Origin of the sequence: Nonomuraea sp. NPDC050643 (assembly GCF_040654715.1) — a bacterium.
Lineage (GTDB): Bacteria > Actinomycetota > Actinomycetes > Streptosporangiales > Streptosporangiaceae > Nonomuraea.
In genome coordinates, this window is the sequence record NZ_JBFAIM010000002.1 from 132,461 (window position 1) to 158,676 (window position 26,216).

21 protein-coding genes are annotated in these 26,216 nt (G+C 70.4%); 9 read left to right on the forward strand and 12 right to left on the reverse strand.

Annotation, left to right across the window (positions count from 1 at the left end; genetic code table 11):
• Complete coding sequence (locus AB0I15_RS02840; protein WP_358089104.1) at positions 1 to 423, reverse strand: roadblock/LC7 domain-containing protein; 423 nt, start codon at positions 421 to 423, stop codon at positions 1 to 3.
• Positions 420 to 3,266 (reverse strand): nitrate- and nitrite sensing domain-containing protein, encoded by a 2,847-nt coding sequence (locus AB0I15_RS02845; RefSeq protein ID WP_358089107.1) that lies wholly within the window; start codon positions 3,264 to 3,266, stop codon positions 420 to 422. Before AB0I15_RS02845 ends, AB0I15_RS02840 begins: the two co-directional genes overlap by 4 nt.
• A gap of 624 nt (positions 3,267 to 3,890) precedes the next feature.
• On the opposite strand from AB0I15_RS02845, the gene AB0I15_RS02850 reads away from it, so the two are divergent.
• The 5 genes from AB0I15_RS02850 (at position 3,891) to AB0I15_RS02870 (ending at position 8,417) form a co-directional block, all read left to right on the forward strand.
• On the forward strand, positions 3,891 to 4,898 hold the full coding sequence (locus AB0I15_RS02850) for an ABC transporter substrate-binding protein (protein WP_358089110.1): 1,008 nt from the start codon (positions 3,891 to 3,893) through the stop codon (positions 4,896 to 4,898).
• Positions 4,895 to 5,710 (forward strand): ABC transporter permease, encoded by an 816-nt coding sequence (locus AB0I15_RS02855; RefSeq protein WP_358089113.1) that lies wholly within the window; start codon positions 4,895 to 4,897, stop codon positions 5,708 to 5,710. Before AB0I15_RS02850 ends, AB0I15_RS02855 begins: the two co-directional genes overlap by 4 nt.
• A gap of 26 nt (positions 5,711 to 5,736) precedes the next feature.
• Positions 5,737 to 6,540: an ABC transporter permease subunit gene (locus tag AB0I15_RS02860; protein ID WP_358089116.1), complete on the forward strand. Its 804-nt coding sequence runs from the start codon at positions 5,737 to 5,739 to the stop codon at positions 6,538 to 6,540.
• Between the two features lie 206 nt (positions 6,541 to 6,746).
• On the forward strand, positions 6,747 to 7,517 hold the full coding sequence (locus AB0I15_RS02865; RefSeq protein ID WP_358089119.1) for an ABC transporter ATP-binding protein: 771 nt from the start codon (positions 6,747 to 6,749) through the stop codon (positions 7,515 to 7,517).
• A 78-nt stretch (positions 7,518 to 7,595) separates the two neighbouring features.
• Positions 7,596 to 8,417: a DUF4429 domain-containing protein gene (locus AB0I15_RS02870; RefSeq protein WP_358089122.1), complete on the forward strand. Its 822-nt coding sequence runs from the start codon at positions 7,596 to 7,598 to the stop codon at positions 8,415 to 8,417.
• Here AB0I15_RS02870 and AB0I15_RS02875 read toward each other — a convergent pair.
• Positions 8,386 to 10,722 carry a DUF6351 family protein gene (locus AB0I15_RS02875; RefSeq protein WP_358089125.1) on the reverse strand — a complete coding sequence of 779 codons (2,337 nt, stop codon included), beginning with the start codon at positions 10,720 to 10,722 and terminating at the stop codon, positions 8,386 to 8,388. The two genes, AB0I15_RS02870 and AB0I15_RS02875, sit on opposite strands and share 32 nt — an antisense overlap.
• Positions 10,723 to 10,741: 19 nt before the next feature.
• Positions 10,742 to 12,067 carry a citrate:proton symporter gene (locus AB0I15_RS02880; RefSeq protein WP_358089128.1) on the reverse strand — a complete coding sequence of 442 codons (1,326 nt, stop codon included), beginning with the start codon at positions 12,065 to 12,067 and terminating at the stop codon, positions 10,742 to 10,744.
• A gap of 172 nt (positions 12,068 to 12,239) precedes the next feature.
• Here AB0I15_RS02880 and AB0I15_RS02885 point away from each other — a divergent pair, with 172 nt between their 5' ends.
• From AB0I15_RS02885 to AB0I15_RS02895, 3 genes are all read left to right on the forward strand, one after another.
• A complete protein-coding gene (locus AB0I15_RS02885) occupies positions 12,240 to 13,169 on the forward strand; it encodes a LysR family transcriptional regulator (RefSeq protein WP_358089131.1) in 930 nt (309 codons plus the stop codon).
• Positions 13,170 to 13,266: 97 nt separating this feature from the next.
• Complete coding sequence (locus tag AB0I15_RS02890) at positions 13,267 to 14,484, forward strand: CoA transferase (RefSeq protein WP_358089134.1); 1,218 nt, start codon at positions 13,267 to 13,269, stop codon at positions 14,482 to 14,484.
• Positions 14,474 to 15,352, forward strand: a complete 879-nt coding sequence (locus tag AB0I15_RS02895) for a CoA ester lyase (RefSeq protein ID WP_358089137.1) — start codon at positions 14,474 to 14,476, stop codon at positions 15,350 to 15,352. Before AB0I15_RS02890 ends, AB0I15_RS02895 begins: the two co-directional genes overlap by 11 nt.
• A 40-nt stretch (positions 15,353 to 15,392) precedes the next feature.
• Here AB0I15_RS02895 and AB0I15_RS02900 read toward each other — a convergent pair whose 3' ends face one another.
• From AB0I15_RS02900 to AB0I15_RS02935, 8 genes are all read right to left on the reverse strand, one after another.
• Positions 15,393 to 16,802 (reverse strand): glycoside hydrolase family 6 protein, encoded by a 1,410-nt coding sequence (locus AB0I15_RS02900; protein WP_358089141.1) that lies wholly within the window; start codon positions 16,800 to 16,802, stop codon positions 15,393 to 15,395.
• Between the two features lie 55 nt (positions 16,803 to 16,857).
• Positions 16,858 to 17,832: an NAD(P)-dependent alcohol dehydrogenase gene (locus tag AB0I15_RS02905; RefSeq protein ID WP_358089144.1), complete on the reverse strand. Its 975-nt coding sequence runs from the start codon at positions 17,830 to 17,832 to the stop codon at positions 16,858 to 16,860.
• A gap of 64 nt (positions 17,833 to 17,896) precedes the next feature.
• The gene (locus AB0I15_RS02910; RefSeq protein ID WP_358089147.1) at positions 17,897 to 18,475 is read right to left on the reverse strand and encodes an ATP/GTP-binding protein; all 579 of its coding nucleotides are present in this window, start codon (positions 18,473 to 18,475) and stop codon (positions 17,897 to 17,899) included.
• On the reverse strand, positions 18,456 to 18,863 hold the full coding sequence (locus tag AB0I15_RS02915) for a DUF742 domain-containing protein (protein WP_235030067.1): 408 nt from the start codon (positions 18,861 to 18,863) through the stop codon (positions 18,456 to 18,458). Before AB0I15_RS02915 ends, AB0I15_RS02910 begins: the two co-directional genes overlap by 20 nt.
• Before the next feature lie 21 nt (positions 18,864 to 18,884).
• Positions 18,885 to 19,298, reverse strand: a complete 414-nt coding sequence (locus AB0I15_RS02920; RefSeq protein ID WP_205304681.1) for a roadblock/LC7 domain-containing protein — start codon at positions 19,296 to 19,298, stop codon at positions 18,885 to 18,887.
• A 5-nt stretch (positions 19,299 to 19,303) separates the two neighbouring features.
• Positions 19,304 to 22,519 carry a nitrate- and nitrite sensing domain-containing protein gene (locus AB0I15_RS02925; RefSeq protein WP_358089150.1) on the reverse strand — a complete coding sequence of 1,072 codons (3,216 nt, stop codon included), beginning with the start codon at positions 22,517 to 22,519 and terminating at the stop codon, positions 19,304 to 19,306.
• Positions 22,520 to 22,771: 252 nt separating this feature from the next.
• Positions 22,772 to 24,169, reverse strand: coding sequence for an aminobutyraldehyde dehydrogenase (locus AB0I15_RS02930; protein WP_358089153.1), 1,398 nt, complete (start codon positions 24,167 to 24,169; stop codon positions 22,772 to 22,774).
• Positions 24,170 to 24,196: 27 nt separating this feature from the next.
• Entirely contained in the window at positions 24,197 to 25,462 is a 1,266-nt protein-coding gene (locus AB0I15_RS02935) for a glycosyltransferase (protein ID WP_358089156.1), read from the reverse strand.
• 125 nt (positions 25,463 to 25,587) lie between these two features.
• Here AB0I15_RS02935 and AB0I15_RS02940 point away from each other — a divergent pair, with 125 nt between their 5' ends.
• Positions 25,588 to 26,193, forward strand: coding sequence for a TetR family transcriptional regulator (locus tag AB0I15_RS02940; RefSeq protein ID WP_358089159.1), 606 nt, complete (start codon positions 25,588 to 25,590; stop codon positions 26,191 to 26,193).
• Positions 26,194 to 26,216: the final 23 nt, after the last annotated feature.

Here is a 26,216-nt window from a genome sequence, read left to right on the forward strand (position 1 = left end):
TCACCTGATCTGGCTGGCGCGTAGTTCCGCGCGCACAGCCGGAGTCAGCACCTGACCGGCGCGATCGACCATCAAGGTCATCTGGTAGGCCACCAGACCCATGTCGCAGTCGGGGGCCGCCAGCACCGCGAGGCACGAGCCGTCACTGATCGACATGATCAGCATCAGCCCGCGCTGCATCTCCACGATCGTCTGGTTGACCGACCCTCCCTCGAACACCCTGGCCGCACCCTGCGTCAGGCTCACCAGACCCGACGCGATCGCGGCGAGCTGATCGGCCCGGTCCGCGGGGAAGCCCGACGAAGCCGCCAGCGGCAGCCCGTCGGACGAGACCACGACCGCGTGCGCGACGCCTGGGACCGTGCTGACGAAGTCGGTGATCAGCCAGTCGACTCCGCGTGCCGCATGGCTCAGGTCGTTCATGCGCCCTCCTCCCTTTCACTGTTCTTCGGGCCAGAGGGGAACGCCCTGCCCTCGGTGATGTCGTCGCGCGCAGCCCGGAAGCCCTGCTGGAAGCTCGACAGGCGGTTGCGCACCCGGTCGGGCGACACCGACGGCATCGGGGTCACGCCCTTCGGGGGGGCCGAGACGTCCGCGGATCCGGGCACCAGGTTGGCCTTGGGCACCCGCTTGGGCAGCCCGGCCGCCGTCGAACCGTCACGCACCGGCTCCACCACGGCCTCCGCGGCGCTCCAGCCCGCGTCCGCCTTGGTGGAGCTCCAGTCGGCGCCGGCTCCGTCGCGGCCGAACCAGGCGGACTCCACCGCGGCGAAGATCGGCAGGTAGTCGTCCCCTGCGGACGCGGGCGGCACGGTGGGGATGGGGCCGGTGGCGCCGGACTCGGAGTCGTTGAACTCGAAGCCGGGCCGCTGCGGCGGCATCGTGTCGTGGCTCCAGCCGCCGGGCGGCGGCTCGGGAACGGGCCGCTTGGGCAGGCCGCGGTCGCCGTTCCAGGCCGGGCCGCGGGGCGGCCGCCAGACGTCGGAGTTGTCCAGGCCGCGTGGCTCCGCGGGCCAGCCGGAGTTGCCGGCCACGCCGGGCGGCGGGTCGGCCGGCCAGGAGGGATTGCCGGAGCCACCGCGCGGGGCGTCGGCGGGCCAGGCTGGGTTGCCGGAGCCGCCGCGCGTTTCCGGCGGCCAGGCGGAGGGGTCGGGCTGCCACGAGGGCTGCTGCGCCGACCAGTTGCCGCCCAGCTCCGGGTTCGACGGGAACGACGGGTGGCCGGGGCCCATCTGGAAGGTGGGCTGGGGCCAGTCGGTGGCGGGCGGGGCCGCATGCGGGGCGGGGTGGGGGCCGGCGTACGGCTCGCTCCCGAGGCCGCCGCTCGCCGCGCCGGCGAAGGCGGGCGGCTGGTTGCCGGAGAAGGACGGCGTACCGGTGTACGCCGAGGGCTGGGAGCCCAGCATGTTCTCCGGGATCAGCACCATCGCGGTCAGCCCGCCGGAGGCGTGCGGGCGCAGTTGCACCCGGATGCCGTGGCGGTGCGCCAGACGGGCGACCACGAACAGGCCCATGCGGCGCGACACCGACACGTCCACGCTGGGCGCGTCTATGAGCCGCTCGTTCGCCTGGGCCAGTTCCTCCAGCGTCATGCCGATGCCGGAGTCGGTGATCGACAGCATCACGCCGCCGCCGTCGATCCGGCTGCCCGACACGCTCACCCTGGTCTCGCGGGGTGAGAACGACAGGGCGTTCTCCACGAGCTCGGCCAGCAGGTGGATGACGTCGTTGACGGCCTGCCCGGCCACCGAGACGCCGTCGGGCACCTGGAGCACGACGCGCTCATAGCTCTCGACCTCCGAGAGCGAGGCGCGGGCGACGTCGACCAGCTTGACCGGCTGGCTCCAGCGGCGCGGCGGGTCCTGGCCCGCCAGGACCAGCAGGTTCTCGCTGTTGCGCCGCATGCGGGTGGCCAGGTGGTCCAGCTTGAACAGGTTGCCGAGCCGCATCTCGTCCTGCTCGCCCTGCTCCAGGCCGTCGATCAGGGTGATCTGCCGCTCGACCAGCGTCTGGCTGCGCCGTGACAGGTTCACGAACATCGCGTTGACGTTGCTGCGCAGACGGGCCTCCTCGCCCGCCAGCCGGACCGCCTCGCGGTGCACCTCGTCGAACGCCCGCGCGACCTCGCCGATCTCGTCGTGGGTGTCCACGCCGATCGGCAGCACGGGGCCGACGGTGCCGTCACCGCTCTCGCGCAGTTGCCGCACGGTCTCCGGCAGGCGGCCCTCGGCGATGTCGAGGGCCTCGCCGCGCAGCTTGCGCAGCGGCCTGATGAGCGAGCGGGCGATGAGCAGGACGATCGAGATGACCACGATCAGCAGCAGCAGGATGAGGCCGCCGGAGATCAGCGCCGAGCGGTTGGCGCCCTCCGCCAGGCCACGCGCGCGCAGGATGACGGAGGAGGACAGGTCCTTCTCCACGCTCCGCAGCGCGTCGATCTTGCCGGTGCTGACGTCGAACCAGGTGGCCACGTCCCGGTCGGGCCGTACGCCGATGCTCAGCTCCTTGCCCTCGGCGGACTGCGCCATGGCCCGCAGCCTGAACAGGTCGGTCTGGTCGACGTCCCTGCCCACGACCGTGTTGCGGTAGAGCTCGAGCTGGTCGAGGTTGGCGAGGGTGGCGAACAGCGTCTCCTCGCTCTCCTCACGCGACTTGGCGTCGGTGAGCGCGGCGAGTTCCCCGCTGTCGAAGCCCTTCTTGTCGAGCGCGCTGGCCAGGATGCCGCGCTGCTTGGACGCCTGCTCCTTGGCCCGCGAGATCGCCGCCGCCGAGCCGGCGCTGTGGGAGACCTCGTCGTCCACCGCGACCTGGCCGACCTGGTCGTGGAACTGCAGGAGGGTGGCGATGATCTCCGAGTACTTGCGGATCATCGGCAGGGGCTGGATCTTGCCCTTGACGGCCGTGTCGCGCAGCGTCGGGATCTCCTCCAGACGCCGCAGCACCGGCCGGATGGGCTCGGCGTGCGTGTCGGTCAACGCGAGCGCCCGCCGTTTGGCCTCGTCGATGAGGCCGTTCACGCCGCTGTAGGTGGTGCGGAGCTGAGCCTCGCGCTCCTTGGGCCGGCCCTGGGCGATGTAGAGGGCGGTTTCGTCGCGTTCGAAGGACAGCTCGTGCGTGACGGCGCCGAGTTGCTCGCTGAGCTCGGCGACCTCTCGGAGAGTCTGGTAGGTGTTGGCGTCGTTGAGCGAGGTGATGACGCTCAGTCCGCCCAGACCCACGGCCACGGCCGTGGGAACGACGATCAGCGCGATAAGACGCGATCGCACATGCCAGTTGCCCAAACCGAACCTATTTGAGGAGGGTTTGGGCAGCCGTCGCTTCTGATGGCCGTGCGACTCGCGGTCAGCGGAAGCTTCAGCGCTCTGCGTTCTCACTTGCCTTCGCAACCTCTCGCCCCTGAGGGGAATTCTCGGTGGACATGCAGCTGAATGCATGTGGGGCAATATGCACATCGAGATAAGCGTCATTTGAGCACAAGCGCCGGTAAGGGCCAACCACTACTTGTGCCCACATGGGGGGTTTATCCCTAGATGTCCGAAAAATACGACGGAATCGGTAGAGCACCTCTCACCAGCGGAAACGCGGCAATAGGGGACCGCTCCACGAGCCCGCTCCCGACTCGCGGAAATGATCGAATGCCTCGCCACACCAACACCCGAAGTCCCCCTCGTCACCACCTTCCCAAAACGGACAAACATAAGGATTCTTGCGGGTCGTTAAAATTTCACGATAGAGCGACTAACCGGGTTTGCAACCGTAAGTGCCGTATTCGCCATAAAGAACACCAATTTGGTGCTACGGTCGATCCCTGTTGTGCGTCAGGCACACATCCCCCCGGGAGCAGAAGCCACCCGGTTCCCCCCTGGCTCCATCTGAAGGGAGTCCCTGACATGAGGCTTGGCCGTTCCGCCAGGGCCGCCATCATCGGGTTCGCTTTGACACTCGGCGCCGTGGCGTGCAGCACCGGCGGCGACCCCACCGCCAGCGCCCCGCCCTCCGCGTCCGCCGCCGCCGGCGGCGGTCTGGAGAAGACGAAGATCAAGATCGCCACCCTGCCGGCCATCGACAGTGCCGCCATCTACGTGGCGATCGACCAGAAACTCTTCGAGCAGGAGGGCCTGGAGGTCACTCCACAGGTCGTCCAGAACGCGCCCGAGGCCATCCCCATGTTGCTGAACGGCGAGATCGACGCGATGTTCGGCAACTACGTGTCGATGTTCGCGGCTCACGACAAGGGCTCGCTCAAACTGCGCATCCTCGCCGAGGGCTCGCGTGCCGCCCCCGACTCGCTCAGCATCATGGCGCTGCCCAACTCGCCCATCAAGACGGCCAAGGACCTCGAAGGCAAGACGATCAACGTGAACGTCCTGCACAACTTCCAGGAGCTCGCGCTCACCCAGGTGCTCAAGGCCAACAACGTGGACCCGGCCACGATCAAGTACGTCCAGGTGACGTTCCAGAACATCATGCCCTCGTGGCGGGGCGGTCAGATCGACGCCGCCTACCTGGGCGAACCCATGGTGACGGCGGCCACGGCCTCGATGGGCGCCCGCAAGATCCTCGACCCGGCGTCCGGGCCGGCGGCCGAGTTCCCGATCTCCGGCTACGTCAGCACACAGGACTGGTACGACAAGAACCCGAAGGTGTCCGCGGCGTTCCAGCGGGCCATCCACAACGCGGCCAAACTCATGGAGAACAACCGTGAGGCGGTGGCCAAGGTGCTGCCGAACTTCACGCAGATCGACGCGGCCACGGCGGCCACCGTGACCTTCCCGTACTTCTCCAGCAACGACAATCCGGTCCGCCTCCAGCGGGTGGCCGACTGGATGCTGGAGGCCAAGTGGCTCACCAAGGCGATCGACGTCAAGACGCTCATGTCGCCTACGACCTCCGGGTGAGCGCTCCGGCTCTGGCCCCCGTCCGCCCGGCGTCCCGCGCCACGCGCTGGTCACGCCGGGCGGCCGGGGCCCTCGCCTTCGCCGCGCTCCTCGAGCTGGTCAGCAGGACCGGGCTGGCCGATCCCGAGTTCCTGCCGCCCGCCTCGGAGATCGTGGCGCGGGCCGGCACGCTGGTGTCCGATCCCGCCTTCCGCGCGCACGCCCTGACGAGCCTGCTCGCCTGGGCGATCGGGCTCGGGATCGCGGCGCTCGTCGCGGTGCCGCTCGGCCTGCTGCTCGGCAGCGTGCCGATCATCGACGCCGCCACCCGCTCCGTCGTGGAGTTCCTGCGTCCGATCCCGTCCGTGGCGCTGATCCCGCTGGTCGCCCTGGTGATCGGCACGGGCCTGCAGCTCCGCGTCACGCTGGTGGTCTACGCCTCGCTGTGGCCGATCCTCTACAACACGATGTACGGCCTGCGCGGCGTCGATCCCCTGGCCAAGGAGTCGCTGCGCGCGTACGGCTTCGGGCCCCTGTCCGTGCTGCTGCGCGTCAGCCTGCCGTCGGCGGCGCCCTTCATCGCCACCGGCTTCCGGCTGGCCGCCGGGGTGGCGCTCATCCTGACCGTCAGCACCGAGATCGTGGCCGGGCGGGGCGAGGGCATCGGCGTGTTCATCTTCTTCGCCGGCATCGCCGTGCCCGCCCGCATGGCCGACATTCTGGCCGGGGTGTTCTGGGTGGGCCTGTTCGGCGTCGTGGTGAACGCGCTGCTGGTGGCGGCCGAGCGGCGGGCGTTCCGGTGGCACCACGCCCGGCTGGGGGCCGGAGCATGAGGGGCGCGGGAGTGAGGAGCGCGGGCATGAGGGGCAGGGGGATGCGGACAGCGGTGTTCCGTGTGGTGGTGCTGGTCGTCCTCGTGCTCGTCTGGGAGGCGGCCACCCGGGTGGCGGGCAGCGCGTTCTTCCCGCCGCCCAGCACGATCGTGCTCCGCATGCACGCCCTGTGGTTCTCGGGGCCGCCCGGCACGTTGTTCCTGACCGACGCGGCCATCGGCAACATCCTGCCGAGCCTGGGCCGGATGGCGCTCGGGTTCGCGGGGGGCGCGCTGGCCGGGGCGGTGCTCGGGCTGGCGCTGGGGCTGTCGGCGCGGGTCTACGACTATCTCGACGGGGTGCTGCAGTTCCTGCGGGCGATCCCGCCGCCCGCGCTGGTGACGGTCTTCCTGGTGTTGTTCGGGTTCGGGCTGCGGATGCAACTGGCGTTCATCATGTTCAGCATCGTGTGGCCGGTGCTGCTCAACGCCGCCGACGGCGCCCGCTCGGTCGAGCCGCTGCACCTGCAGACCAGCCAGGTGTTCCGGCTGTCGCGGGGTGAGCGGATCTTCCGGGTGATCCTGCCCTCGGCACTGCCCAAGATGTTCGCGGGGCTACGGCTGGCGCTGTCGCTGTCGCTGATCGTCATGGTCTTCTCCGAGCTGCTGCCCGGCACCACGAACGGCATCGGCTTCCAGCTCACCGACGCGTACGCGACCTTCGACCTGCCCGCCATGTGGGCCGGGATCGTGCTGCTCGGTGTGCTCGGCTATCTGCTCAACGAGCTGTTCCTGGTCGTGGAGCGCCGCGTGCTCGGCTGGCACCACGCCGCCCAGCAACTCGTCGGCTAGATCGTGACGCCTGCGTCCGGGCGCCGAACGAAAGAGAGTCGTGGAGCGTATGAGGCTTGTGGCTCCCATGGCAGCCCGGATCATGCGAGAGTAAGATCGCGCCCAGATTGGGTTTGCCTGACTGACATGTCCAGCATTTTCCGCTCCGCTAGAGTCATTTGTGACTCACAAAAGAGTCGCCGCGGTCTCGCCCCCTAGGAAATCCATTGCTCGAGATAGACAACCTTTCCCACGTGTACGGCGGCGGTACTCCCAACGCGCACCACGCCATCGAAGGACTCAGCCTGAGCGTCGCCGAGGGCGAACTGCTCTGCATCGTCGGCCCCTCGGGCTGTGGCAAGTCGACGCTGCTGCGCTCCATCGCCGGCCTGATCACCCCCACCGGCGGGGAGATCAAGGTCGAGGGCAACCTGGTCCGCCAGACGCCCGACAACCTCGCCGTGGTCTTCCAGGACTACAGCCGCTCGCTGTTCCCGTGGATGTCGGTGGCCGACAACGTCGCACTGCCGCTGCGCCGCAAGAACATGGACAAGAGCCGGCGCAAGGAGGCCGCCCAGGAGGCGCTCGAGTCGGTCGGGCTCTCAGGGGCGGCGCGCAAATACCCGTTCCAGCTCTCGGGCGGCATGCAGCAGCGGGTGGCGATCGCGCGGGCGCTGGCGTACCGGCCGGCGCTGATGCTGATGGACGAGCCGTTCGGCTCGGTGGACGCGCAGACCAGGGAGGACCTTGAGGACCTGGTGCTGAAGGTGCGCGGCCACCACCAGATGACGATCGTGCTGATCACGCACGACATCGACGAGAGCGTCTACGTGGGCGACCGCGTGGTGGTGCTGTCGAAGGCGCCGGCTCACGTGGTCGGCGACCTGAAGGTGGACCTGCCCGGCCCGCGCGACCAGATCACCACGCGCGAGCACCCGGACTTCGTCCATTTGCGCGCCGAGGTCGGCCGGCTCGTTCGCGGGCACGCCACTGTTTGAGGCCATTCTTTATCGACGGCGGGCCGGCGCTTTGGCGCCACCCGCCGTTCGTCGTCCACAGGCGTTTAGGCTGTTCGTATGGAGGACGTTTTAGCCGGGCGCGGATGCGACTGGGTTTTCGAGTCCGACCGGCTCCGGATCAAACCGCGCAAATCCCAGAGCGCCAAGCTGCTCTTCGAACTGGGCGAGCGGGTCATTCCTTATGAGGCCATCGCCGACGTGACCCTGACGCGCGGAAAGCGCGGCACCGTGGTGCTGCGGGTGCTGCCGCGGCGAGGGGCCGACCCGGTGATGAGCGCCGCCGCCGGGCAGCTCAAGGAGTCGGCCGATCCCTATCGGCTGGTGCTGCCCGCCGACAAGGAGACGCTCGCCGATTACTACGCCGAGGAACTTCGCACGGCCATGAGCGCGACCGGTCCGGTCTCGCGATTCATGGTGGCGGCCCCTCCGGTGCCGCGGAGTTTCAAGGCCTGGGACGGCGCGGCGACCTTCGACGGCAAGGACGTCACCTTCACCTGGTTCTGGTCCGGAGCCACGTCCGCCAAATTCGCCACGGGCGACCAGCGCTTTTCGGCCGACGAACTGGAAGGGGTCGATTGGCACGCCCCCAAGGGCGACAACGGATGTCTGCGGCTGAAGGTGCGGGGGCGGCGGATGCCCCTCAATCCCGCCGACGACCCCGCCTCCGTGATCTTCGGGATGGGCCATTGGGGCGCCACGCACAGGTCGCTGCCGTTCGCCGCCGCCGTGCTGGCCGTCATACCCCCGCCCCCGTTGCCCGTCGCCCAGGGGGCCGAGGTGGTGGAGCTGATCACCAAGCTGGGGGAGCTGCGGGACGCCGGGCTGCTGTCGGAGGAGGAGTTCCAGGTCAAGAAGGCCGAGCTGCTGGCGCGTATGTGAGGGTGACGGCCGAGCCTCCGTGGCCGAGCCGCAGGCCGACCTGCCCCGCGGGGGCGTCGGAGTCGATCTCCGGATAGTCGTCGCTGGACACCGTGACGCGCAGGGTGTGCCCAGCCGCGACGCGGTGGTGCGCGGGCCAGGTGCGCAGGTCCAGGTCGTAGACCCGGCCGGAGCGTACCGTCGCCGGCCGTTCGTGGCCCCGGCGGTGGCTCGCCTTGAGCCAGCCCTGCGTGACGCGGGTCGCCGTGCCGTCCGGGGCGACGTCCTCCACCACGACGGCGATGTTGCCGTCGGACGCGGTGAACGAGGCCCGTACCTTCGCCTCGACCTCGCCCGCCAGCACCACGTCCCGTTCGAGCGGCCCGGTCGTGAACGACAGCCGCTGCCCGGGACCGCCCGCGCCCGGCTCGGTGTTGACCTCGAAGGAGCGGGTCGCGGCGGCGCCGGGGTCCGGCGCGAGGGCGCCGTCCGCGCCGAGGCCGAGGCGCAGCCGCCGGGCTCCCGGCGGTGGCCAGCTCGCGTACTGCCCCCAGCCGGTGCCGGGCGTCTCGTACGAGGTGACCTTCGCGGCGGGCAGGGGGGCGCCGGGCCGCCGGGCCAGCCACCGGTCCCACCAGGCCAGGTAGGCGCCGTTGCCGATGTCGGCGGGCTGCCCGGCCGGCCAGCCGTGCACCCATGGGCCCGCCACCAGCCAGACGTTGTGCCTCCTGGCCCGGAAGTTGTCGACCATGCCCTGGCGGTAGCGGTCGTACCAGCCGGCGATCTCCAGGACGGGGACGTCGAGGTCCTTCCAGCGGGACTTGACGCTGCGCTCGCGCCAGAAGTCGTCGTAGAGGGGGTGCTCGGCGTAGGTCCGCAGGGTGTCGGGGGCCACCGAGCGCTGCCAGTCGCGGATCCTGGCCGAATAGATGCCGCCCCGGTAGATGGTGTTCTCGTACCAGTCGCTGATGCCGTCCACGGGGATGATGGCGGCCAGGTGGGGCGGCTTGTTCACGGCCACCAGGAGCGCCGAGTGGCCGCCGTAGCTGACGCCGGTCTGGCCGATGCGGCCCGTGGACCAGGGCCGGGCCGCCAGCCATTCGATGAGGTCGTAGTTGTCGCGCTGCTCCTGGGCGCTGAACGGGTCCAGGTGGCCGGGCGAGCCGCCCGAGCCGCGGGCGTTGCAGACGGCGGCGGCGTAGCCCCTCTCGACGAAGTACGCGGCGGCCCGGCCCAGCGCGTCGAGCTGGTTGTAGGCGTTGTAGTCGTAGACGATGCCGGGGAAGCGGCCGGGGGCGGGCGTGCCGTCGGGGGCGGCGGGGCGGTGCAGGTCGCAGGCCAGGTGACCACCGTCGCGGAGCGGCACGGTGACGCGTTCCCGGTGCACGCCGTACTGGGCGGGGCGGTCGTAGGCGAAGAACGGGTCGGCGGGGAGGGCGGCCGGGGCCGCGGCGTCGACGTCGGCGGAGGCCACTCCGGTGGAGGCCAGGGCGCAGGTCAGGGCGAGGGCGAGCGTGAGTGGTCTTCTCATGGGGGTTGCCTTTCGTCCTGCTATGTCGCACACGCCGGACAGGAACGCCGCGCGCAGACGCGACCACTGCTCACCGGTGAACCGGACGCCGTAGTCGGCGCGCCGCAGCGGCTTGAGCCGGCACTTCAGCAGGTCGCTGGCCGGCCCCTCGCCCGACGCCACCCGGGTGTCGGCCTTGTACGGATAAGCCCGGTCACACGCCGCCTGATCGGTGACCTTGGCCCCGTCGATCCAGCAGGCGTCCACGGCCTGCGGCGGCCGATGGCGTACGACCTTGTCCGGCAGCGGGATCGCCCGACCGTCGGCCTCCACGGCGGCCAGCCAACGGTCCATGACCTCCAGCGCCGAGCCGTCGCCGCCGTTCGTCCACAGCACCTGGTTGCGGTGGTGCCCGTTGGCCCGGTCGAGCCGGTCCTCCTCGGTCTGGCAGCGCCACGGCCGCACCTGCGGGCCCGAGAACACCGGCCCGCCACGCGGGTGGTCGGTGACGGTGAGCCGCCCGGCCCGGCCGCCCTGCCTGGCGGTCAGCACGTTCGCGCCCGGCGACAGCCCGGTGACCAGCCCGGTCAGCGTGCCGTCGGGCCGGGCGGCGAAGGACGCGGTCACGTCGGCGCCGCCGAGGTCCACCCGGACCGGCCCCCGGGCCACGATCCGGACCAGCGCGTCGCCGCCGGAGATCAGGTCGGCCCTGTTGGACAGGACCTCGATGCGCGGCACCCCGCCCGAGTCGGCCAGGGCGGGCGACGGGAGCGGCCGGGCCAGGATCGGGACGAGCGCAAGCTCACGCCATCGCATGTCGGTGTCCTCCTGACGGTCAGAGGGAGAAGGCGCCGGTCAGCAGCGCGACCACGGTCATCACGAGCGTGGTGGCGAAGGCCCAGCCGAAGATGAAGCGCTGGTGCTCCCCCAGTTGCACGCCGCTCATCCCGACCAGGATGAACGTGGAGGCGGTGAGCGGGCTGAGCGGGAAGCCGGTGGTCATCTGGCCGAGGATGGCGGCCCTGGCGACCTCGGCGGGCGCCCCGCCGAACCCGGCGGTGGTCTCGGCGAGCACCGGCAGGATGCCGAAGTAGTAGGCGTCGGGGGTGAAGACCAGGCTGAGCGGCATGCCGGTGATCGCCACCAGCACCGGCAGGTGCCCGCCGAGGCTGTCGGGGATGATCTGAACGAACGCGGCGGCCATCTCGGTGATCATCTTGGTGCCGGTGAGGACGCCGGTGAAGACGCCCGCCGCGAAGATCATCGTGGTGACCAGGACGACGCTCTTGGCGTGCTTCTCCAGGAGCTCCTGCTGGCGTTCCCAGCTCGGGTGGTTGACCAGCAGCGCGATCGCGAACCCGACGACGAACAGCACCGGCAGCGGCATCACCTGCAGCACCAGGGCGACCAGCAGGGCGAGGGTGAGGACGAGGTTGAAGACGTTCAGCGCGGTGCCGGTGCGCTCCGGCGCGCGCAGGGCGCCGGGCCCGTCACCGACCAGCCGCTCCTCGCGCTCCTCGGGCGCCCCAGGCGCTTCGGGGGTGAGCTTGCCGAGCCTGCGCCGCTCCCTGGCCCCGATCAGGTACGACGCCACCAGCACCCACGCGATCCCCGCCGCCATCGCGGGCAGGACCGGCGTGAACACCTGGGAGCTGTCCAGCTTCAGCGACGCCATCGCGCGGGCGGTGGGCCCGCCCCAGGGGATGAGGTTCATCACGCCCGCCCCCAGGCAGACGACGCCGGACAGCACGAGCGGGCTCATCCCGAGCCGCCGGTAGACCGGCAGCAGGGCGGAGATCGTGATGAGGAACGTCGAGGCCCCGTCGCCGTCGAGCGCCACGCACATGGTGAGCACGGCGGTGCCCACCGCGATGCGCAATGGATCGCCCTTGGCCACCCGCAGGATGCCGCGGATCAGTGGATCGAAGAAGCCCGCGTCGATCATCAGGCTGAAGTAGAGGACCGCGAACGCGATCATGATCCCGGTGGGCGCGACCTTGGTCAGCCCGTCGAGGATCATCTTGCCCAGCTCGCCGCCGAACCCGCCGGCCAGGGCGGCCAGGACCGGGATCAGCACCAGGGCGATCAGGACGGACACGCGCTTGCTCATGGTCAGCAGCAGGAAAAGTACGATCGTGGTGAATCCCAGGGCCGCCAGCATGATGGTCGCTCGCCTTCTCGTCCTCGCCCGGCTCGTGGGGGGTTTGTGCGCCGGAGTGTTACGGAAGAGTTTCCGAGCGGCGAAATCCCAGGTCCAGCATCAAAGCAACATTTATCCATGCGTTCTGCGCAATAGTTCCCTTCAGCCGTGCCGGATCCTATGCTCACACCCCATGGAGGCCAACCTGCGGCTCCTGGCCGCGTACGCCGCAGTGGCCAGGGCGTCGAGCTTCACCGCGGCGGCGGCCGAGATGCACGTGTCGCAGTCGTCGCTGAGCCGGGCGGTGGCCGAGCTGGAGCGGCTGCTCGGCGCCCAGTTGCTGGAGCGCGACACCCGCAACGTGCAGCTCACCGCGGCCGGCGTGGAGACCCTGCGGGTGGCCGAGCAGATCGTGACCGCCCACCGGTCGGGGCTGAAGGAGCTGGAGCGCTACCTGCTCGGCGAGTCCGGCGTGGTCGCCGTGGCCACGCTGCCGTCGGTGGCCGCGGTGCTGCTCCCCCAGGTGATCTCCGACTTCCGCCGGCGCAGGCCGTCGGTGGCGCTGCGCATCATGGACGGGCTGGAGCAGGTCGTGCTCGGCCGCGTGCTGTCGGGCGACGCGGACTTCGCGATCTCCACGGTGGGCGCGGCGCCCGAGCCGCTCGAGCACCGCCCGCTGATCAGGGACCGCTTCCACGCCGTGCTCCCCGAGGGGCATCGGCTCGCCGAGCAGGCGGAGGTCACCTGGGAGGAGCTGGCCCGCGAGCCGTTCCTCGCCGTGGGTCCCCAGTCGAGCGTGCGCAGGCTCACCGACGCGGCCTTCGCGCAGGCGGGGGCGAGCGTCACGCTCGCGGCGGAGGCGGGCAGCGTGGCGACCGTGGGCGGGCTGGTGACGGCCGGGCTCGGCGTCTCGGCGATGCCCGCCCTCGTGCTGCCGCTGATGGGGGCGGGCCCACTGGTCTACCGGCCGCTCACCGAGCCGGTCGTGGACCGCCGCCTGGACGTCGTCGTACGTGCCAAGCGCACGCTCCCGCTGGCCACGAGCGCCTTCCTCGACCTGCTCGACGGCTTCCGCCGCGACCACCGCGACCTGCCGGAGGGCGTCACCTGGAGTCGCGATTAATGCGGAAAGCGCATGGATTCATCGTGGTCCTGTGCTGGACACGCATTTCACCGCCTCGGCAGGATGAAACGGAATCGGGAGGCGAAGGAGCGCGCGGGTGACAGCAGGTCAGGACACGGGCGGCGGCCGAGGGCAGTTGCCCGGGCTGAAGGTGGTGGAGTTCGCGCACGTGGTGGCCGGGCCGATGGCCGGGTCCATGCTGGCCGACCAGGGCGCGGACGTGGTGCACGTCGAGGCGCCCGGCGCCGGCGACGCCGCCCGCGCGATGGGGCCCGCCAAGGACGGCGTGCCGCTGTGGTTCAAGGTCGCCGGCCGCAACAAGCGGTCGGTCACGCTGGATCTGCACGACGAGGCCGGGCGGGAGCTCGCGCACCGGCTCGTGGCCTGGGCCGACGTCGTGATCGTCACCCTGCGGGCCGGGCGGCTGCGCGCGTGGGAGCTGGACTGGGAGGCCGTGCACCGGATCAACCCGAAGGCCGTCCTGCTGCAGATCTCCGGCTTCGGCGCGACCTCCTCCCGCGCGAACGACCCGGGCTTCGGCAAGATGGGCGAGGCCAGGAGCGGGGTGGTGCACCTGACGGGCTTTCCCGGCGGGCCTCCCGTGCACACCGGGTTCTCCCACGGGGACGCGGTCACGGGGCTGATGGGCGCGTACGCGGTGCTCGCCGCCCTGCACCGCAAGGCCACCGATCCCGCCTTCGACGGCGAGTGGATCGACCTGGCGCTGTTCGAGCCGCTCTACCGGCTGATCGAGTGGCAGGTGATCACGTACGACCAGCTCGGCACCGTGCCCGAGCGGGCCGGGAACCAGCTCGCCGTGGCCCCGGCCGCGGTGATCAACACCTACCGCTCGCGCGACGGCGACTGGATCACGGTGACCTCGGCGACCCTCCGCTCCGTACGCAACGTCGCCCGCCTGCTCGGCCTGCCCGAGGAGGAGTTCGCCACCTCGCGGCAGCAGCACGACGGCCGGGAGCGCCTGGACACGGGGCTGCGGGAATGGGTGGCCGCGCGCGGGACCGCCGAGTGCCTGGAGGCGTTCGGCCGGGCCGAGGTGGTGGCCTCGCGGGTGTTCACCGCGGCCGACATCGCGGCCGACCCCGTCTACGCCGAACGCGAGGACATCATCACCGTCGACGACGCCGACCTCGGGCCCGTGCGCATGCAGGCCGTGATCCCCCGCTTCCACCAGGCCCCCGGCCAGGTCTGGCGCACCGGCCCGGCCCTCGGGCAGGACAACCGCCTCGTCTACCGCGACTGGCTGGGCGTCGGCGAGGACGAGCTGGCGGAGTTGGAGAAGCGCGGTGTCATCTGATCCCCTGCGCTCCCTGCTCTTCGTCCCCGGTACCAGGACCGACTGGCTGGCCAAGGCGCGGGCGGCGGGCGCCGACGCGGCGATCCTGGACCTGGAGGACGCGGTCCCGTCCGCGGGCAAGGCCGAGGCCCTGCGCGCGGTCGCCGAGGCGGTGGCCGGCCACGGGGGGCCGATGGCGCTGTTCGTGCGGGTCAACCCGCTGGACGGCTGGGCGGCGGCCGAGGAGTTGCGCGCGATCGCCCACGAACGGCTCGCGGGCGTCGTGCTGCCCAAGGTCACCGGCCCCGCGGACGTGCGGTTCGCCGACCGGCTGCTGGGCTGGTGCGAGCGCGAGCGGGGCCTGCCGCCGGGCCATCTCGCCCTGGTGCCGCTGCTGGAGACGGCCTCGGGGTTGCGGGAGGCGTACGAGGTGGGCCGGGCGGCCGGGCGGGTGGCGTACCTGGGGGCGGTCACCGCGCCCGGCGGCGACGTCGAGCGCGCGGTCGGCTACCGCTGGAGCCCGGAGGGCACCGAGACTTTGGGGCTGCGCTCGCGGGTGCTGCTCGACGTACGCGCCGCCGGAGCCCCGAACCCGGTCGCGGGCCTGTGGACGCGCGTGGCCGACCTCGACGGGCTGCGGGCCTTCGCCGCGCAGAACCGCGCCCTCGGCTACGAGGGCATGCTGGCGATCCACCCTTCCCACGTCCCGGTGATCAACGAGGTCTTCTCACCGGGTCCGGAGGAGCTGGCCCGCTGCGCCCGCCTGGTGGCGGCCGTGGAGGCCGCTCAGGCGGCGGGAGCGGGGGCTGTGACCTTCGAGGGCGAGATGGTCGACGAGGCCATGGCCGCCACGGCCCGGCGCCTTCTCCAGCGGCACAGGGACCGCTGAAGGGCGCCGGGCCGGCGGCCACGGGACGGGATCGTCCGGCTCAGGCGCCGTTGATCAGAGACGTCGCCAGGAACGGGCTGAACGTCCCCGCCGGGGTGTTGGCCGGCGCGATGCCGCACTGGCCGTCGGAGTCGCCCGGCACCTTGACCCAGAACAGGTACTCGGCGCCGCTGGTCTGCTTGACCGGCGGCGTGCCGAGCTTGCGCCCGGGCGGGTTGCACCAGTTGTCGCCAGGCGTGCTGTCGCTGTAGGGGCCGTTGGCGTTGCGGCTGGTGTCGATCACGTACGGCTTGGGCGTCGGCAGGAGCGCGCTGAGCTGGGCGGCCCACGTCTCGCTGTCGGCGGTCTTGATGTAGTTGGACACGTTCACGGAGAAGCCGCGCGCGTTGTTGATGCCGGACTTCACCAGCAGGGGCGCCGTCTTCGCCGGCGTGTGCCAGGTGGCGTTGCCCGCGTCGAGGTAGACCCAGGTGTTGGGGGCCTCGGCGCGCAGCACCTGGATCGCGTTGGCCAGCATCGCGTACTGGACCTCCGGATCCTTGCCGTCGGCCAGCAGGCACTCGGCGGCGGCCACCGCGTCCGGCTCCAGCACGACGATCGCGTGCCGGGTGCCGATCGCCTTGGCGAACTCGGTGATCCAGGCGGCGTACGCCTCGGGGGTGCCGGCCCCGCCCGCGGACTCCGTCGCGCAGGCGTCCCGGTTCGGGATGTTGTAGGCCACCAGCATCGGCAGCTTGTCGGCGGCCTGCGCCGAGCCCACGTACGTGTCCACGGCCTGGGTGAGGTCAGGGAACCAGTTGCCGAACCACTCGAAGATCGGCTTGCTGCCGATGCTCGCCTGGATGAGCCCCGACCTGGGGTCTCCCGAGTTGCTGGCGGCCCACCGCGCGGGGTTCGACAGGTTGCTGACGTAGAGGTCCGTCGGCCGGGTCGCCTGCGTCTGCATCAGCGACACGTTGTCGAAGCGGATCACGGGCTTGCCGGTGGACCCGCCGAGCTGGAAGGTCACCTCGGCCGCGGTGTTGGTGGCGGACGTGGCCACGAAGGGGATGCTGTAGCGCTTGCCCGCCGTCGTGAGGGGAACGTCCGCGGCCAGCGACTGGTTGCTGCTGGGGGTGGCGGTGTACTGGACGGTGGTGCGAGCCGTGTAGGCCACGGTGGAGGAGGCGTCGAAGGAGAGCGTGTACTTCGCGCCCGGGGTCAGGGCGGTGGTGATGGGCGAGGCCACCATGGCGTCCCAGGGGTTGGAGACGACGTTCTTGACCTCCACCCGCATCTTGCCGGACTCGAGCGTGACGCCCGACTGGCCGATCGCGGCCCACGGGGCGGTGGAGCTGTCGAACTTGCCGTTGCCGATGAGCTGGGCGGCGGCCGATGCGGGTTGCGGAACGAGCAGGACAGCGGCCAGGGCGGCGGATAACGCCGCGGCGCGGCCTACGAGGAGTCGCACGTTTTCACCTTTCGGCGGGGTCGCCGTTGATCATGACCGACCCTCGTGAACAAGGTCAAGACTCCCGGTGAGCAAAAGTGATCACAACGCTGCCCGTCTTGTGGCCGGTCTCCACATACCGGTAGGCCTCCAGGATGTCGTCAAGCGGGTAGCTGCGGTCGATGACCGGCCGGAACGCGCCCGACTCCATCAGCTCCTTGAGCCGGACGGCGATGGCCTGGCTCTGCCTGGGAAGGGGGAAACGCACATGCCTGCCGCCGAACAGCGGGGTGAGGAGCGCCAGGAACGGATTCTGCGCGTACGGGCCCAGGTCCGTCGCGATGAAGACGCCGCGCGGCTTCAGCAGCCCCTTGCACCGGCCGAACGAGCTCTTGCCGACCGCGTCGATCACGGCGTCGTAGCGCCGGTCGTCCCGGGTGAAGTCCCCGGCCGTGTAGTCGACGACCTTGTCGGCGCCCAGGCCCCTGACCAGCTCGACGTCCTTGGTGGCGCAGACCGCGGTCACGGTGACGCCGAGCTGCTTGAGCAACTGGACGGCGGCCGAGCCGATGGCCCCGGTCGCGCCGTAGACGAGCACGTCCTGCCCGCCGCGGATCCTCGCCCCATGGATCACGGAGAGCGCGTAGTGCGCGCCCTCGGTGCCGGGAGCGGCCTGCTCGTACGTCAGCCCCTCCGGCATCGTCGCCAGCATGCCGTCGTGGCGGATCGTCATGTAGTCGGCGTGCGCTCCCCAGGTTCGATCGTTGTACCCGAACACCCTGTCGCCGGTCCTGAACGCCGTGACCCCGCCGCCGACGGCCGCCACCTCCCCGGCGAACTCGTTGCCGAGGACGCGGACCTTCGGCCGGAAGAGGCCGACGGCCAGCCGCCAGAAGAAGGGTTTGGCCGCGCGTAACGCGCAGTCCGTGCGATTGACCGTGGTCGCGTGGACCTTGATGAGCAGTTCGCCGTCCGTGACCGCCGGCTCGTCCACCTCTGCGATGGAGACCACCTCGGGAGGGCCGTATCTGGTGCGAATCGCAGCTCTCATGACCAGATGCTAGCCAGCGGCCCACCACTTGGACGGCCAAGTGGTGGGCCCGGTGCACCCGTGTCTAGACGGGGCTGTGCATGTGGCGGGTCAGCGCGTGCTCCACGAGAGTGATCAAGGTGGACTTGACCGACTCCCGCTGCCGCGCGTCGAGCCGCACGATCGGGATGTGACCGCCTATCGACAGCGCCTCCCTGAGCTCCTCCTCGGCGTGGGCGAAGTGACCGTCCCAGCCGTTGATGCCGATGACGAACGGCAGTTTCGCCTCTTCGAAGTAGTCGATCGCCGGGAAGCTGTCGGCCAGGCGGCGGGTGTCCACCAGGACGACCGCGCCGATGGCCCCTCGTACGAGGTCGTCCCACATGAACCAGAAGCGGTGCTGTCCGGGCGTGCCGAACAGGTACAGGATCAGGTCACGGTCGAGCGAGACACGGCCGAAGTCCATGGCAACGGTCGTGGTCGTCTTGTTCGGCGTGAGCGAGACGTCGTCGACGTGCGCCGAGGCGTCCGTCATGACCGCTTCCGTGGTGAGCGGCAGGATCTCCGAGACCGCTCCCACGAACGTCGTCTTTCCCACGCCGAAGCCCCCGGCCACGACGATCTTCGTCGAGGTTAGGCCGGGGCTAGAGCCTGCGAAGTCCACTGAGCACCCTTTCGAGCAAGTTGAGGTCCGGCTTTCCCGCGTCCAGCGCAGGCTGGTGCACGCGGATCAGGCCCTCCGACGCCATGTCGGCGATCAGCACCCGGACCACGCCAAGGGGCTGGCGTAAAAGGGCGGAGATCTCGGCAACCGACCGGACGTTCCGGGTCAGCTGAATGATCGCCTGATACTCCGGACTTAGTAGGGAAATGTCTTGGTATTCCGACGTCACGGAGGACACCAGTGCCTCCATGGCGAACTTCATCCGCGGCGCAGTACGCCCCCCGGTCACGGCATAGGGCCGCACCAAGGAGCTCTGCTTCTGCGGACGGGGAGCCGCCGGATGCGGCGGAGTGCTATCACCAGCCCAACCCTGCTGACCTGACACCATGATCTCCTGTCACCCGCCCCGCTAGCGGGGTCGGGCAGCTTGCAGCTCAGCGCGTACGGCCGGAGTGAGCACCTGGCCCGCCCGCTCCACCAGCAGGGTCATCTGGTACGCGACCAGACCCATGTCACAGTCGGGCGCCGCCAGGACGGCCAAACAGGAGCCGTCACTGATCGACATGATCATCAAGAGACCACGCTGCATCTCGATAACGGTCTGGGAAACCATCCCGCCTTCGAAGACCCGCGCGGCGCCCTGGGTCAAGCTGATCACGCCCGAGGCCACCGCGGCCAGCTGATCGGCCCGGTCCTTGGGAAAACCCTCGGAGAAAGCCAGCGGCAACCCGTCAGACGACACCACGACCGTGTGGGCGACGCCTGGCACGTTGTTCACGAAATCCGTGATCAACCAGCTTATGCCGCGCGCTCCCTGGCTCATTTCTCTCATTTGTCCTCCTCATTCTCATCTCCGCGGGTGAACGCCCGGCCTTGCCGGACCCCCTGCTGGAAGCTGGAGAGCCGGCTGCGCAACCGCTCAGGTGAGATCTGCGGCGCGGGTGACGTGGCCTGGGGCTCGGCGAGACTGGCCGTGCCGGGCACCAGGTTGGCCTTGGGGACGCGACGGGGCAGGCCCGACGCGGTGGTGCCGGCCTGCTGGGGCTGCGCTGCGGCCTGCGCGGCCTGGAAGCCGGAGTCCGCCGGCGAGGACCACGACGACACACTCGCGCCCACGCCCGCGCCCGACTGACCGGGCCTGCGCTGCGGCAGCCCCGACGCGCTCACCGGGTTGGCCGCCGGGGCGGCCGGAGGCGCCATGGGCGGCAGGTCGGCGGGCACGGCCGGGTGCACGGCGGTGATCTCCGGCTCGGCCTCGGGCTCCGGCTCGGAGTACGGCTGCAGCACCTCGGGGTCCGGACGGCGGAACCAGTCGGAGCCCACCGACGAGAAGATCGGCAGGAACTCCTCGCTCTGCTCCTCGATCGGCGAGTTGCGCACCACCGGCAGCGGGCCCGTCATGTCCAGGGAGGAGTAGTCGCCCTTGCCGAACGGGCCGTAGTTGCCGTGCCCGTTCTGGTCGAACTGCTCGACCGGCTTGGGATCCTCCGCGAACGGCGAACGGTAGTCGTCGGAGAACTGCGGCCGGGGCCGCTCCTCCGCGTCGAACAGCGACCTGCGCGGCGCCGGGTCGGCGAACGACGTCCAGCGCGGCTCCTCCTGCTGCTGGGGCGGCGGCGGCTCGGTCGCGAAGGACGGCCACTGCGCCTCGCCCTCCTGAAGGGGCGGCGGCTGCTCGGCGAAGGAGGGCCACCGGTTCTCCGCGAACGGCTGCGGCTCCGGGGCCGCCGGGGACTCCTCCGCGAACGACGGCCAGCGCTGCTCGCCGAACGGCTGGGAGGGCGGCGGCGCGGCGGGCGCCTCCTCGGCGAAGGACGGCCAGCGGGGCTCGTCCTGCGCGTGCCGCGGCGGCTGGCCGTAGGGCGAGGGCTGCTCGCCGAACGGAGGCTGCTGGGAGGGCGGCTGCTCGCCGAAGGGCGAGCCCTGACCGTTGTAGGACGCGGGCTGGCCGTTGAAGGCGGCCGGCTGGTCGCCGAACGACGGCCAGTTGCCGGTGCCGGGCGCGGGCAGCGAGCCCGGCCACTGCGTGTCCACGACGGGGTCGGGCTCGTCGAACGAGGGGTGCCTGCCGGCCCCATTGTGCGACGGCTCGCTGAACATGCTCGGGTCGAACGACGTGAACGCCTCATACTGGCCGCCCTGCTGCGGCACCCCGACCCCGCTGCTGATGAGCATGTCGGGGAGCATGACCAGCGCGCTCAGGCCGCCGGTCTCGCGCTGGCTGAGCTGAACGCGGATGCCGTGGCGCAGGGCCAGGCGGCCGACCACGAACAGGCCCATGCGCCGCGAGACGGACACGTCCACGACGGGCGGGTTGGCCAGACGCCAGTTGGCCTCGGCCAGCTCCTCCTGGTTCATGCCGATGCCCAGGTCGTTGATCGAGACCATCACGCCGCCCTCGGCGGGCGTGCTGGTGACCTGGACCTTGCTCTCGCGGGGGGAGAACGAGATGGCGTTCTCGATCAGCTCGGCGAGCAGGTGGACGGCGTCGGTGACGGCCGGGCCGACGATGAGCGTGCCGGACGCGATCTGGATCTGGACCCGCTCGTAGTTCTCGACCTCGGACAGCGAGGCGCGGGCGACGTCGACCAGCGGCACCGGCTCGCTCCACTTGCGCGCGGCCTCCTGGCCGGCGAGGACCAGGAGGTTCTCGCTGTTGCGGCGCATGCGGGTGGCCAGGTGGTCGAGGCGGAACAGGTTCGACAGTCGCTGCTCGTCCTCCTCACCCTGCTCCAGGCCCTCGATGAGCTGGAGTTGCCGCTCGACCAGGGTCTGGCTGCGGCGGGAGAGGTTGACGAACATGGCGTTGACGTTGGCCCGCAGTTTGGCCTCGTCGCCGGCCAGCCGGATCGCCTCGCGGTGGACCTCGTCGAACGCCCGCGCCACTTCACCGATCTCGTCACGGGTGTTGACGCCGACCGACGGCACTTCGGGGATCTGGGCGCCGTCGCCGGACTCGCGCAGCACACGGACGGTGTCGGGCAGCCGGGTCGTGGCGACCTGGAGGGCCTCGGCGCGCAGCCGGCGCAGCGGGCGGACCAGCGAACCGGCCACGCGGGTGGTGATGACCAGGACGAGGAGCAGCAGGACGAGGATCAGCGCGCCGGAGATGATGGCGCTGCGCTGCTCGGTGTCGCTCAGGTCGCGGGTGGTGGCCACGATCTTGGTGGCCAGAGTGTCCTCGACCTTGCGCATCGTGTTGCCGGTGGCGGTCGTGCTCTCGTACCAGTTGCCGAGGTCGCGGGCGGTGGTGACGTCGAGGTCGCCGATCTTGTTGTACTCGCTGACCTGAGCCAGCGCGCGCTGCCTCATGGCGTCGGCGCGGTCGACCTGCTGGCCCTTGACGGCCTGCTGGAAGGCCTTGAGGTCCGCCGGGTTCGCCTCCTGCTCGAAGGCGGCCAGCTCGGTCTGCTGCTTGTTCCAGGAGCCCAGGAAGTCCGACCAGTCGGCGCTGTCGAGCTTGCGCTGCACGAGCGTGACGATGAGGATGATCTGCTGCCGCGAGACCTCCTCCTTCATCCGCTGGAGCGAGCCGAGCGCGGCCACGTCACCCTGGAGCGCGTCGTCGCTGACACCGTCGCCCAGGTCGCCCTGGATGGTGGAGAAGACGTCGATCATCGTGCCGTACGTGCCGATGGCGGCGCGCGGCGGCACGTTGCCGACCATGGAGGCACGCAGGCTGTCGAGGCCGTCGAGCCAGCGGCGCATGTTGACCACGCCGTCCTGGACACGGGCCGAGTGCGTGGCGTCGATGGCCGCGGCGGCGGCGACCGTCTGCTGCTTGGCCTTGTCGGTGGCCTGGCGCTGGGTCTTGAGCGCGACGAAGCGGCCGCCTCTGCGGCGGTCGGCGACGTACCACGCGGTGAGCGTGCGCTCCTTGCCGAGCTCGTGGTTGAGCGCGCCGATGCGCTGGACCAGCTCGGCCACCTGGGTGAGCCGGCGGTATTCGGCGCTGGTGCCGATGGCGTCGGCGAGCTGGACGCCCGCGAGCAGCACGCCCACGACCGTGGGAATGAGGATCAGAGCGACCAGCCTGGAGCGCACACGCCAGTTCGCCAGCCGGAACCGTCCGCCTGTGTACTCCCCTGACCTCGTGTGCCTGGGGTCTTTCGTCCTCACTGCGTCTCGCAACCTCTCGCCGGGTACGTGCTCGAAGAAAATCAGACACGCGTGTGGCGCATGGGATTCTGTCCGGCTGGGTAATTGGAACACAACCCGTACCAGATCGGCCAACCGAACATACCCCATCACATGCGCCCAAAGAGGCACTTTGGGCAGCATAGCGCCGTACACGTTTTAAGCGGGCCGGAACGAATCCCGCTCTGCCGGCGCCGCGTGCTTGACCATCAGGTGCCGCGTCACCGAATACTCCTGCACTGCCTCCTGGCTCATGTCCTTGCCGAACCCGCTGCCCTTCACCCCGCCGTGGGGCGCCTCGCTGGCGATGGGCAGATGATCATTGACCCAGGTCACACCCACGTCAAGCCGGTGCGAGACCCGCATCGCCCGCGCCACGTCGCGCGACCAGACCGATGAGGCCAGGCCGTATCGGGTGTCGTTGGCCAGCCTGACCGCCTCGTCCTCGCCGTCGAACGGCAGGGCGACCAGGACGGGCCCGAAGAGCTCGCCCTGCACGATCTCATTGTCCTGTGCGACCTCGGTCACAAGCGTCGGGGGGTAGAAAAAGCCGGGGCCCCCGATCGGGGCTCCGCCGTGCAGGACACGCCCGCCGGAGCGCGTGACGAATCCGTGCACCCGATCCCGGTGCGCGGAGGAGATCAGCGGGCCGATGTCGGTGGCCGGGTCCCACGGGTCGCCGACGGTGATGCCGGCGAGGGTCGCCCGGATCGCCTCGACGGCGTCGGCGTACACCTCGCGGGCGACGTACACGCGGGTGGCCGCCGTGCAGTCCTGCCCGCTGTTGTACGTCGCCCCCATCGCCACGCCCCGGGCCATCTCGGCCAGGTCCGCGTCCTCGAACACCAGCGCCGGCGCCTTGCCGCCGAGCTCCAGGTGCACCCGCTTGAGCGTGGCCGCCGCGCCGGTCATCACCGCCCGGCCGGTCTCGGTGGAGCCGGTGACGCTGACCATGTCCACGCCCGGGTCGGTGACCAGCGCCTGGCCGACCTCGGCGGCACCGGTGACCGCCTGCACGAGGTTGCCGGGCGCGCCCGCCTTGGCGAACAGCTCGGCCAGGCGCAGCGTCGTACGCGGCGTCTGCGGCGCCGGCTTGATCACCACGGCGTTGCCCGCGGCCACCGCCGGCCCGACCTTCCAGACGGCCATGACGAACGGGAAGTTCCACGGCGCGATCGACCCCACCACCCCGACCGGGCGGCGCAGCAACACCGAGGTGTAGCCGGGGCTGAACACCCCGGCGCCCGACCCTTCGAGCGAGCGGGCGGCCCCGGCGAAGAAGCGCAGGTTGTCCACGGCGAACGGCAGCTCGCCGTCCCTGAACACCGCGGCCGGCTTGCCCGTCTCCTCCACCTCGAGCCGGGTGAGCTCGTCGGCGTCGGCCTCCACCAGGTCGGCCAGGCGCAGCAGCAGCCGCGCGCGCTCGGCCGGGGTGGTCTGCGACCACTCCTCGAACGCCGCGCGGGCGGCCTGGACGGCCGTGGCCACGCCCTGCACCGGTGTATCCGGAATTTCGGCACACGGGAGGCCGGTGGCGGGGTTGATCAGTTCACGCATGGGAACACTTCAGCTTTCAGGGTCGTGCTACTGGCCGAGCCGCTCGATCAGGTCTGCCGCCTTGCGCAGGCCATCGCGACGCCGGATCTCCTCCCCAGCGGCGGCGAGGCGGGCCCGCAGCTCGGTGTCGCCGAGCAGCTTCGCGACCGCCCCCGTGAGGTCCTCGTCGGTGAAGGTGTAGGTGGAGAGCCTGACACCATAGCCCAACTCATCGACCCTCTGGGCGTTGTCGTACTGGTCCCAGAAGAGCGGCAGCAGGATCATCGGCTTGCCGAAGTGCAGCGCCTCGGTGGTCGTGTTGTTGCCGCCATGGGTGATGACCAAGTCACACAGTGGGATGATCTTAGTCTGCGGGACGAACTCCGCGCCCCACATGTTGTCGGCCAGTTTGATCTCCTCGTGCAGCGCGCCCTTGGAGACGATGTACTGGTGCGGCGTGGTGGCCAGCACGTCGATCACCCGCTGCATGAGCTCCACGTCGGCGGAGCCGAGCGAGCCGAGCGAGAAGTAGACCAGCGAGCCCTCGGTCCGCTCGAAGGGCAGGGTGAAGTCGTCCTCCGTCTCGCGCACCGAGGAGTCGAGGCGGTGCCAGGTGTCGCCGAGCGGGCGGGCGCCGGCGTAGTCGAGGATCTCCGGGAAGACGTAGAGGTTCAGGTCGCCCTCGTGGATGAAGTCGAGGTCGGGCAGCGGCGCGGTGCCCTGCTCGACGGACCACTCGTTGAAGGCGGTCCAGATCTCGCGGTGGGTGCGGTCGTACTCGGCCCGGAAGGCGTCCCACTCGGAGCGGTCGCCGGCGGGCAGGCCGGAGAAGACCGGCGCGATGTCCTCGCCGCGCACCTCGAGCGGGTTGCAGGAGACGATCCGGACGAACTTCTTGCCCGCCGTGAGCAGCGCCGGGAACGTGATCACGTTGTCCTCGACGATGATGTCCGGGTTCACCCGCTTGATAATGGCCTTGAGCTGCGGCTCGCAGTATTTCGCGCCGTCGATCAGCTCGGCCCAGATGGGCTTGGTGACGGTCTCGAGCTGCTCCAGCGTGCTCTTGCGGTATTCGGGCGCGGTCTCGCGGATGAAGTCCTTCCAGAACTGGCCCGGGTCCTGCTCCCCTTCGGCCGGCGGGGCCAGATCGACCAGGTCTTCCTCGAAGCCGAGCGCTTCGAGCCTGCCCTTCCACGACGCCTCGGCGGCGAAGACGACGCGGTGGCCGCGCCGGCGCAGGATGTCGCCGATGCCGATCGAGTTGTTGGTGGGGCCGTAGGCGCTTTCCGGCATGAACAGGATGGTGAGAGACATGGAGGCTCCGGGAGAACTCATCAATTTGAAGAGGAATTCAAAAACTTCGCTGGCGGGGAGGTCAACTTAAGGGCACTATGGTCACGGCTAACTGAACAGTAGCCAAACGGGTGAAGGTGGTGAGGGTGGCTCAGCGTAAAAGCCGAAGTGACCGGCGCATCGACTTGATCGAGGCCGCGCGCAGGGCCATCATCCGCCATGGCATCGACGGTGTACAGCTCTCGCACGTCGCCGAGGAGGCCAGGCTGACCTCCGGCGCCGTGCTCTATCACTACCCCGACCTCAGCGAACTGCTGGTCGAGGCGCAGCACGCCGGGATGGAGCGCTTCTACGAGCAGCGGCTGCGCCAGCTCGCCACGCTCACCGACCCCGTCGAGAAGCTGGTCGTCACGATCAAGTCGGGACTGCCGACCGGGCCGCTCGATCCGGACGTGCGCCTGCTCAACGAGCTGGGCGGGGCCGCGGGCCGCAACCGGGTCTATGGCGTGCTGCTCACCTCGCTCTACGACCGGCAGGTCTCGATGTACCAGGCGATCCTGGACACGGGGGCGGCGCTGGGGGTGTTCAGGCTGAGCGGCGACTCGCTGACGATCGCGCGCAACCTGGTGGCGCTGGAGGACGCGTACGGCTACCGCATCACGGCCAGGCACCCGCTGATCGGCCCGGCCGAGGCGGCCGACCTGATCCTCTCCTACGCCCGCGCGGCCACGGGCAACGATCTGGCCCACTGACCGCCCACCGGCGCGGGCGGCGA

What these genes read in the sequence shown, in the direction of transcription:
- AB0I15_RS02920 (WP_205304681.1), bottom strand. Translation starts at nt 19,298, where the DNA reads ATGAGCCAGGGAGCGCGCGGCATAAGCTGGTTGATCACGGATTTCGTG.
- AB0I15_RS02870 (WP_358089122.1), top strand. Translation starts at nt 7,596, where the DNA reads ATGGAGGACGTTTTAGCCGGGCGCGGATGCGACTGGGTTTTCGAGTCC.
- AB0I15_RS02850 (WP_358089110.1), top strand. Translation starts at nt 3,891, where the DNA reads ATGAGGCTTGGCCGTTCCGCCAGGGCCGCCATCATCGGGTTCGCTTTG.
- AB0I15_RS02935 (WP_358089156.1), bottom strand. Translation starts at nt 25,462, where the DNA reads ATGTCTCTCACCATCCTGTTCATGCCGGAAAGCGCCTACGGCCCCACC.
- AB0I15_RS02905 (WP_358089144.1), bottom strand. Translation starts at nt 17,832, where the DNA reads ATGAGAGCTGCGATTCGCACCAGATACGGCCCTCCCGAGGTGGTCTCC.
- AB0I15_RS02880 (WP_358089128.1), bottom strand. Translation starts at nt 12,067, where the DNA reads ATGCTGGCGGCCCTGGGATTCACCACGATCGTACTTTTCCTGCTGCTG.
- AB0I15_RS02915 (WP_235030067.1), bottom strand. Translation starts at nt 18,863, where the DNA reads ATGGTGTCAGGTCAGCAGGGTTGGGCTGGTGATAGCACTCCGCCGCAT.
- AB0I15_RS02885 (WP_358089131.1), top strand. Translation starts at nt 12,240, where the DNA reads ATGGAGGCCAACCTGCGGCTCCTGGCCGCGTACGCCGCAGTGGCCAGG.
- AB0I15_RS02860 (WP_358089116.1), top strand. Translation starts at nt 5,737, where the DNA reads ATGAGGGGCAGGGGGATGCGGACAGCGGTGTTCCGTGTGGTGGTGCTG.
- AB0I15_RS02840 (WP_358089104.1), bottom strand. Translation starts at nt 423, where the DNA reads ATGAACGACCTGAGCCATGCGGCACGCGGAGTCGACTGGCTGATCACC.
- AB0I15_RS02875 (WP_358089125.1), bottom strand. Translation starts at nt 10,722, where the DNA reads ATGCGATGGCGTGAGCTTGCGCTCGTCCCGATCCTGGCCCGGCCGCTC.
- AB0I15_RS02930 (WP_358089153.1), bottom strand. Translation starts at nt 24,169, where the DNA reads ATGCGTGAACTGATCAACCCCGCCACCGGCCTCCCGTGTGCCGAAATT.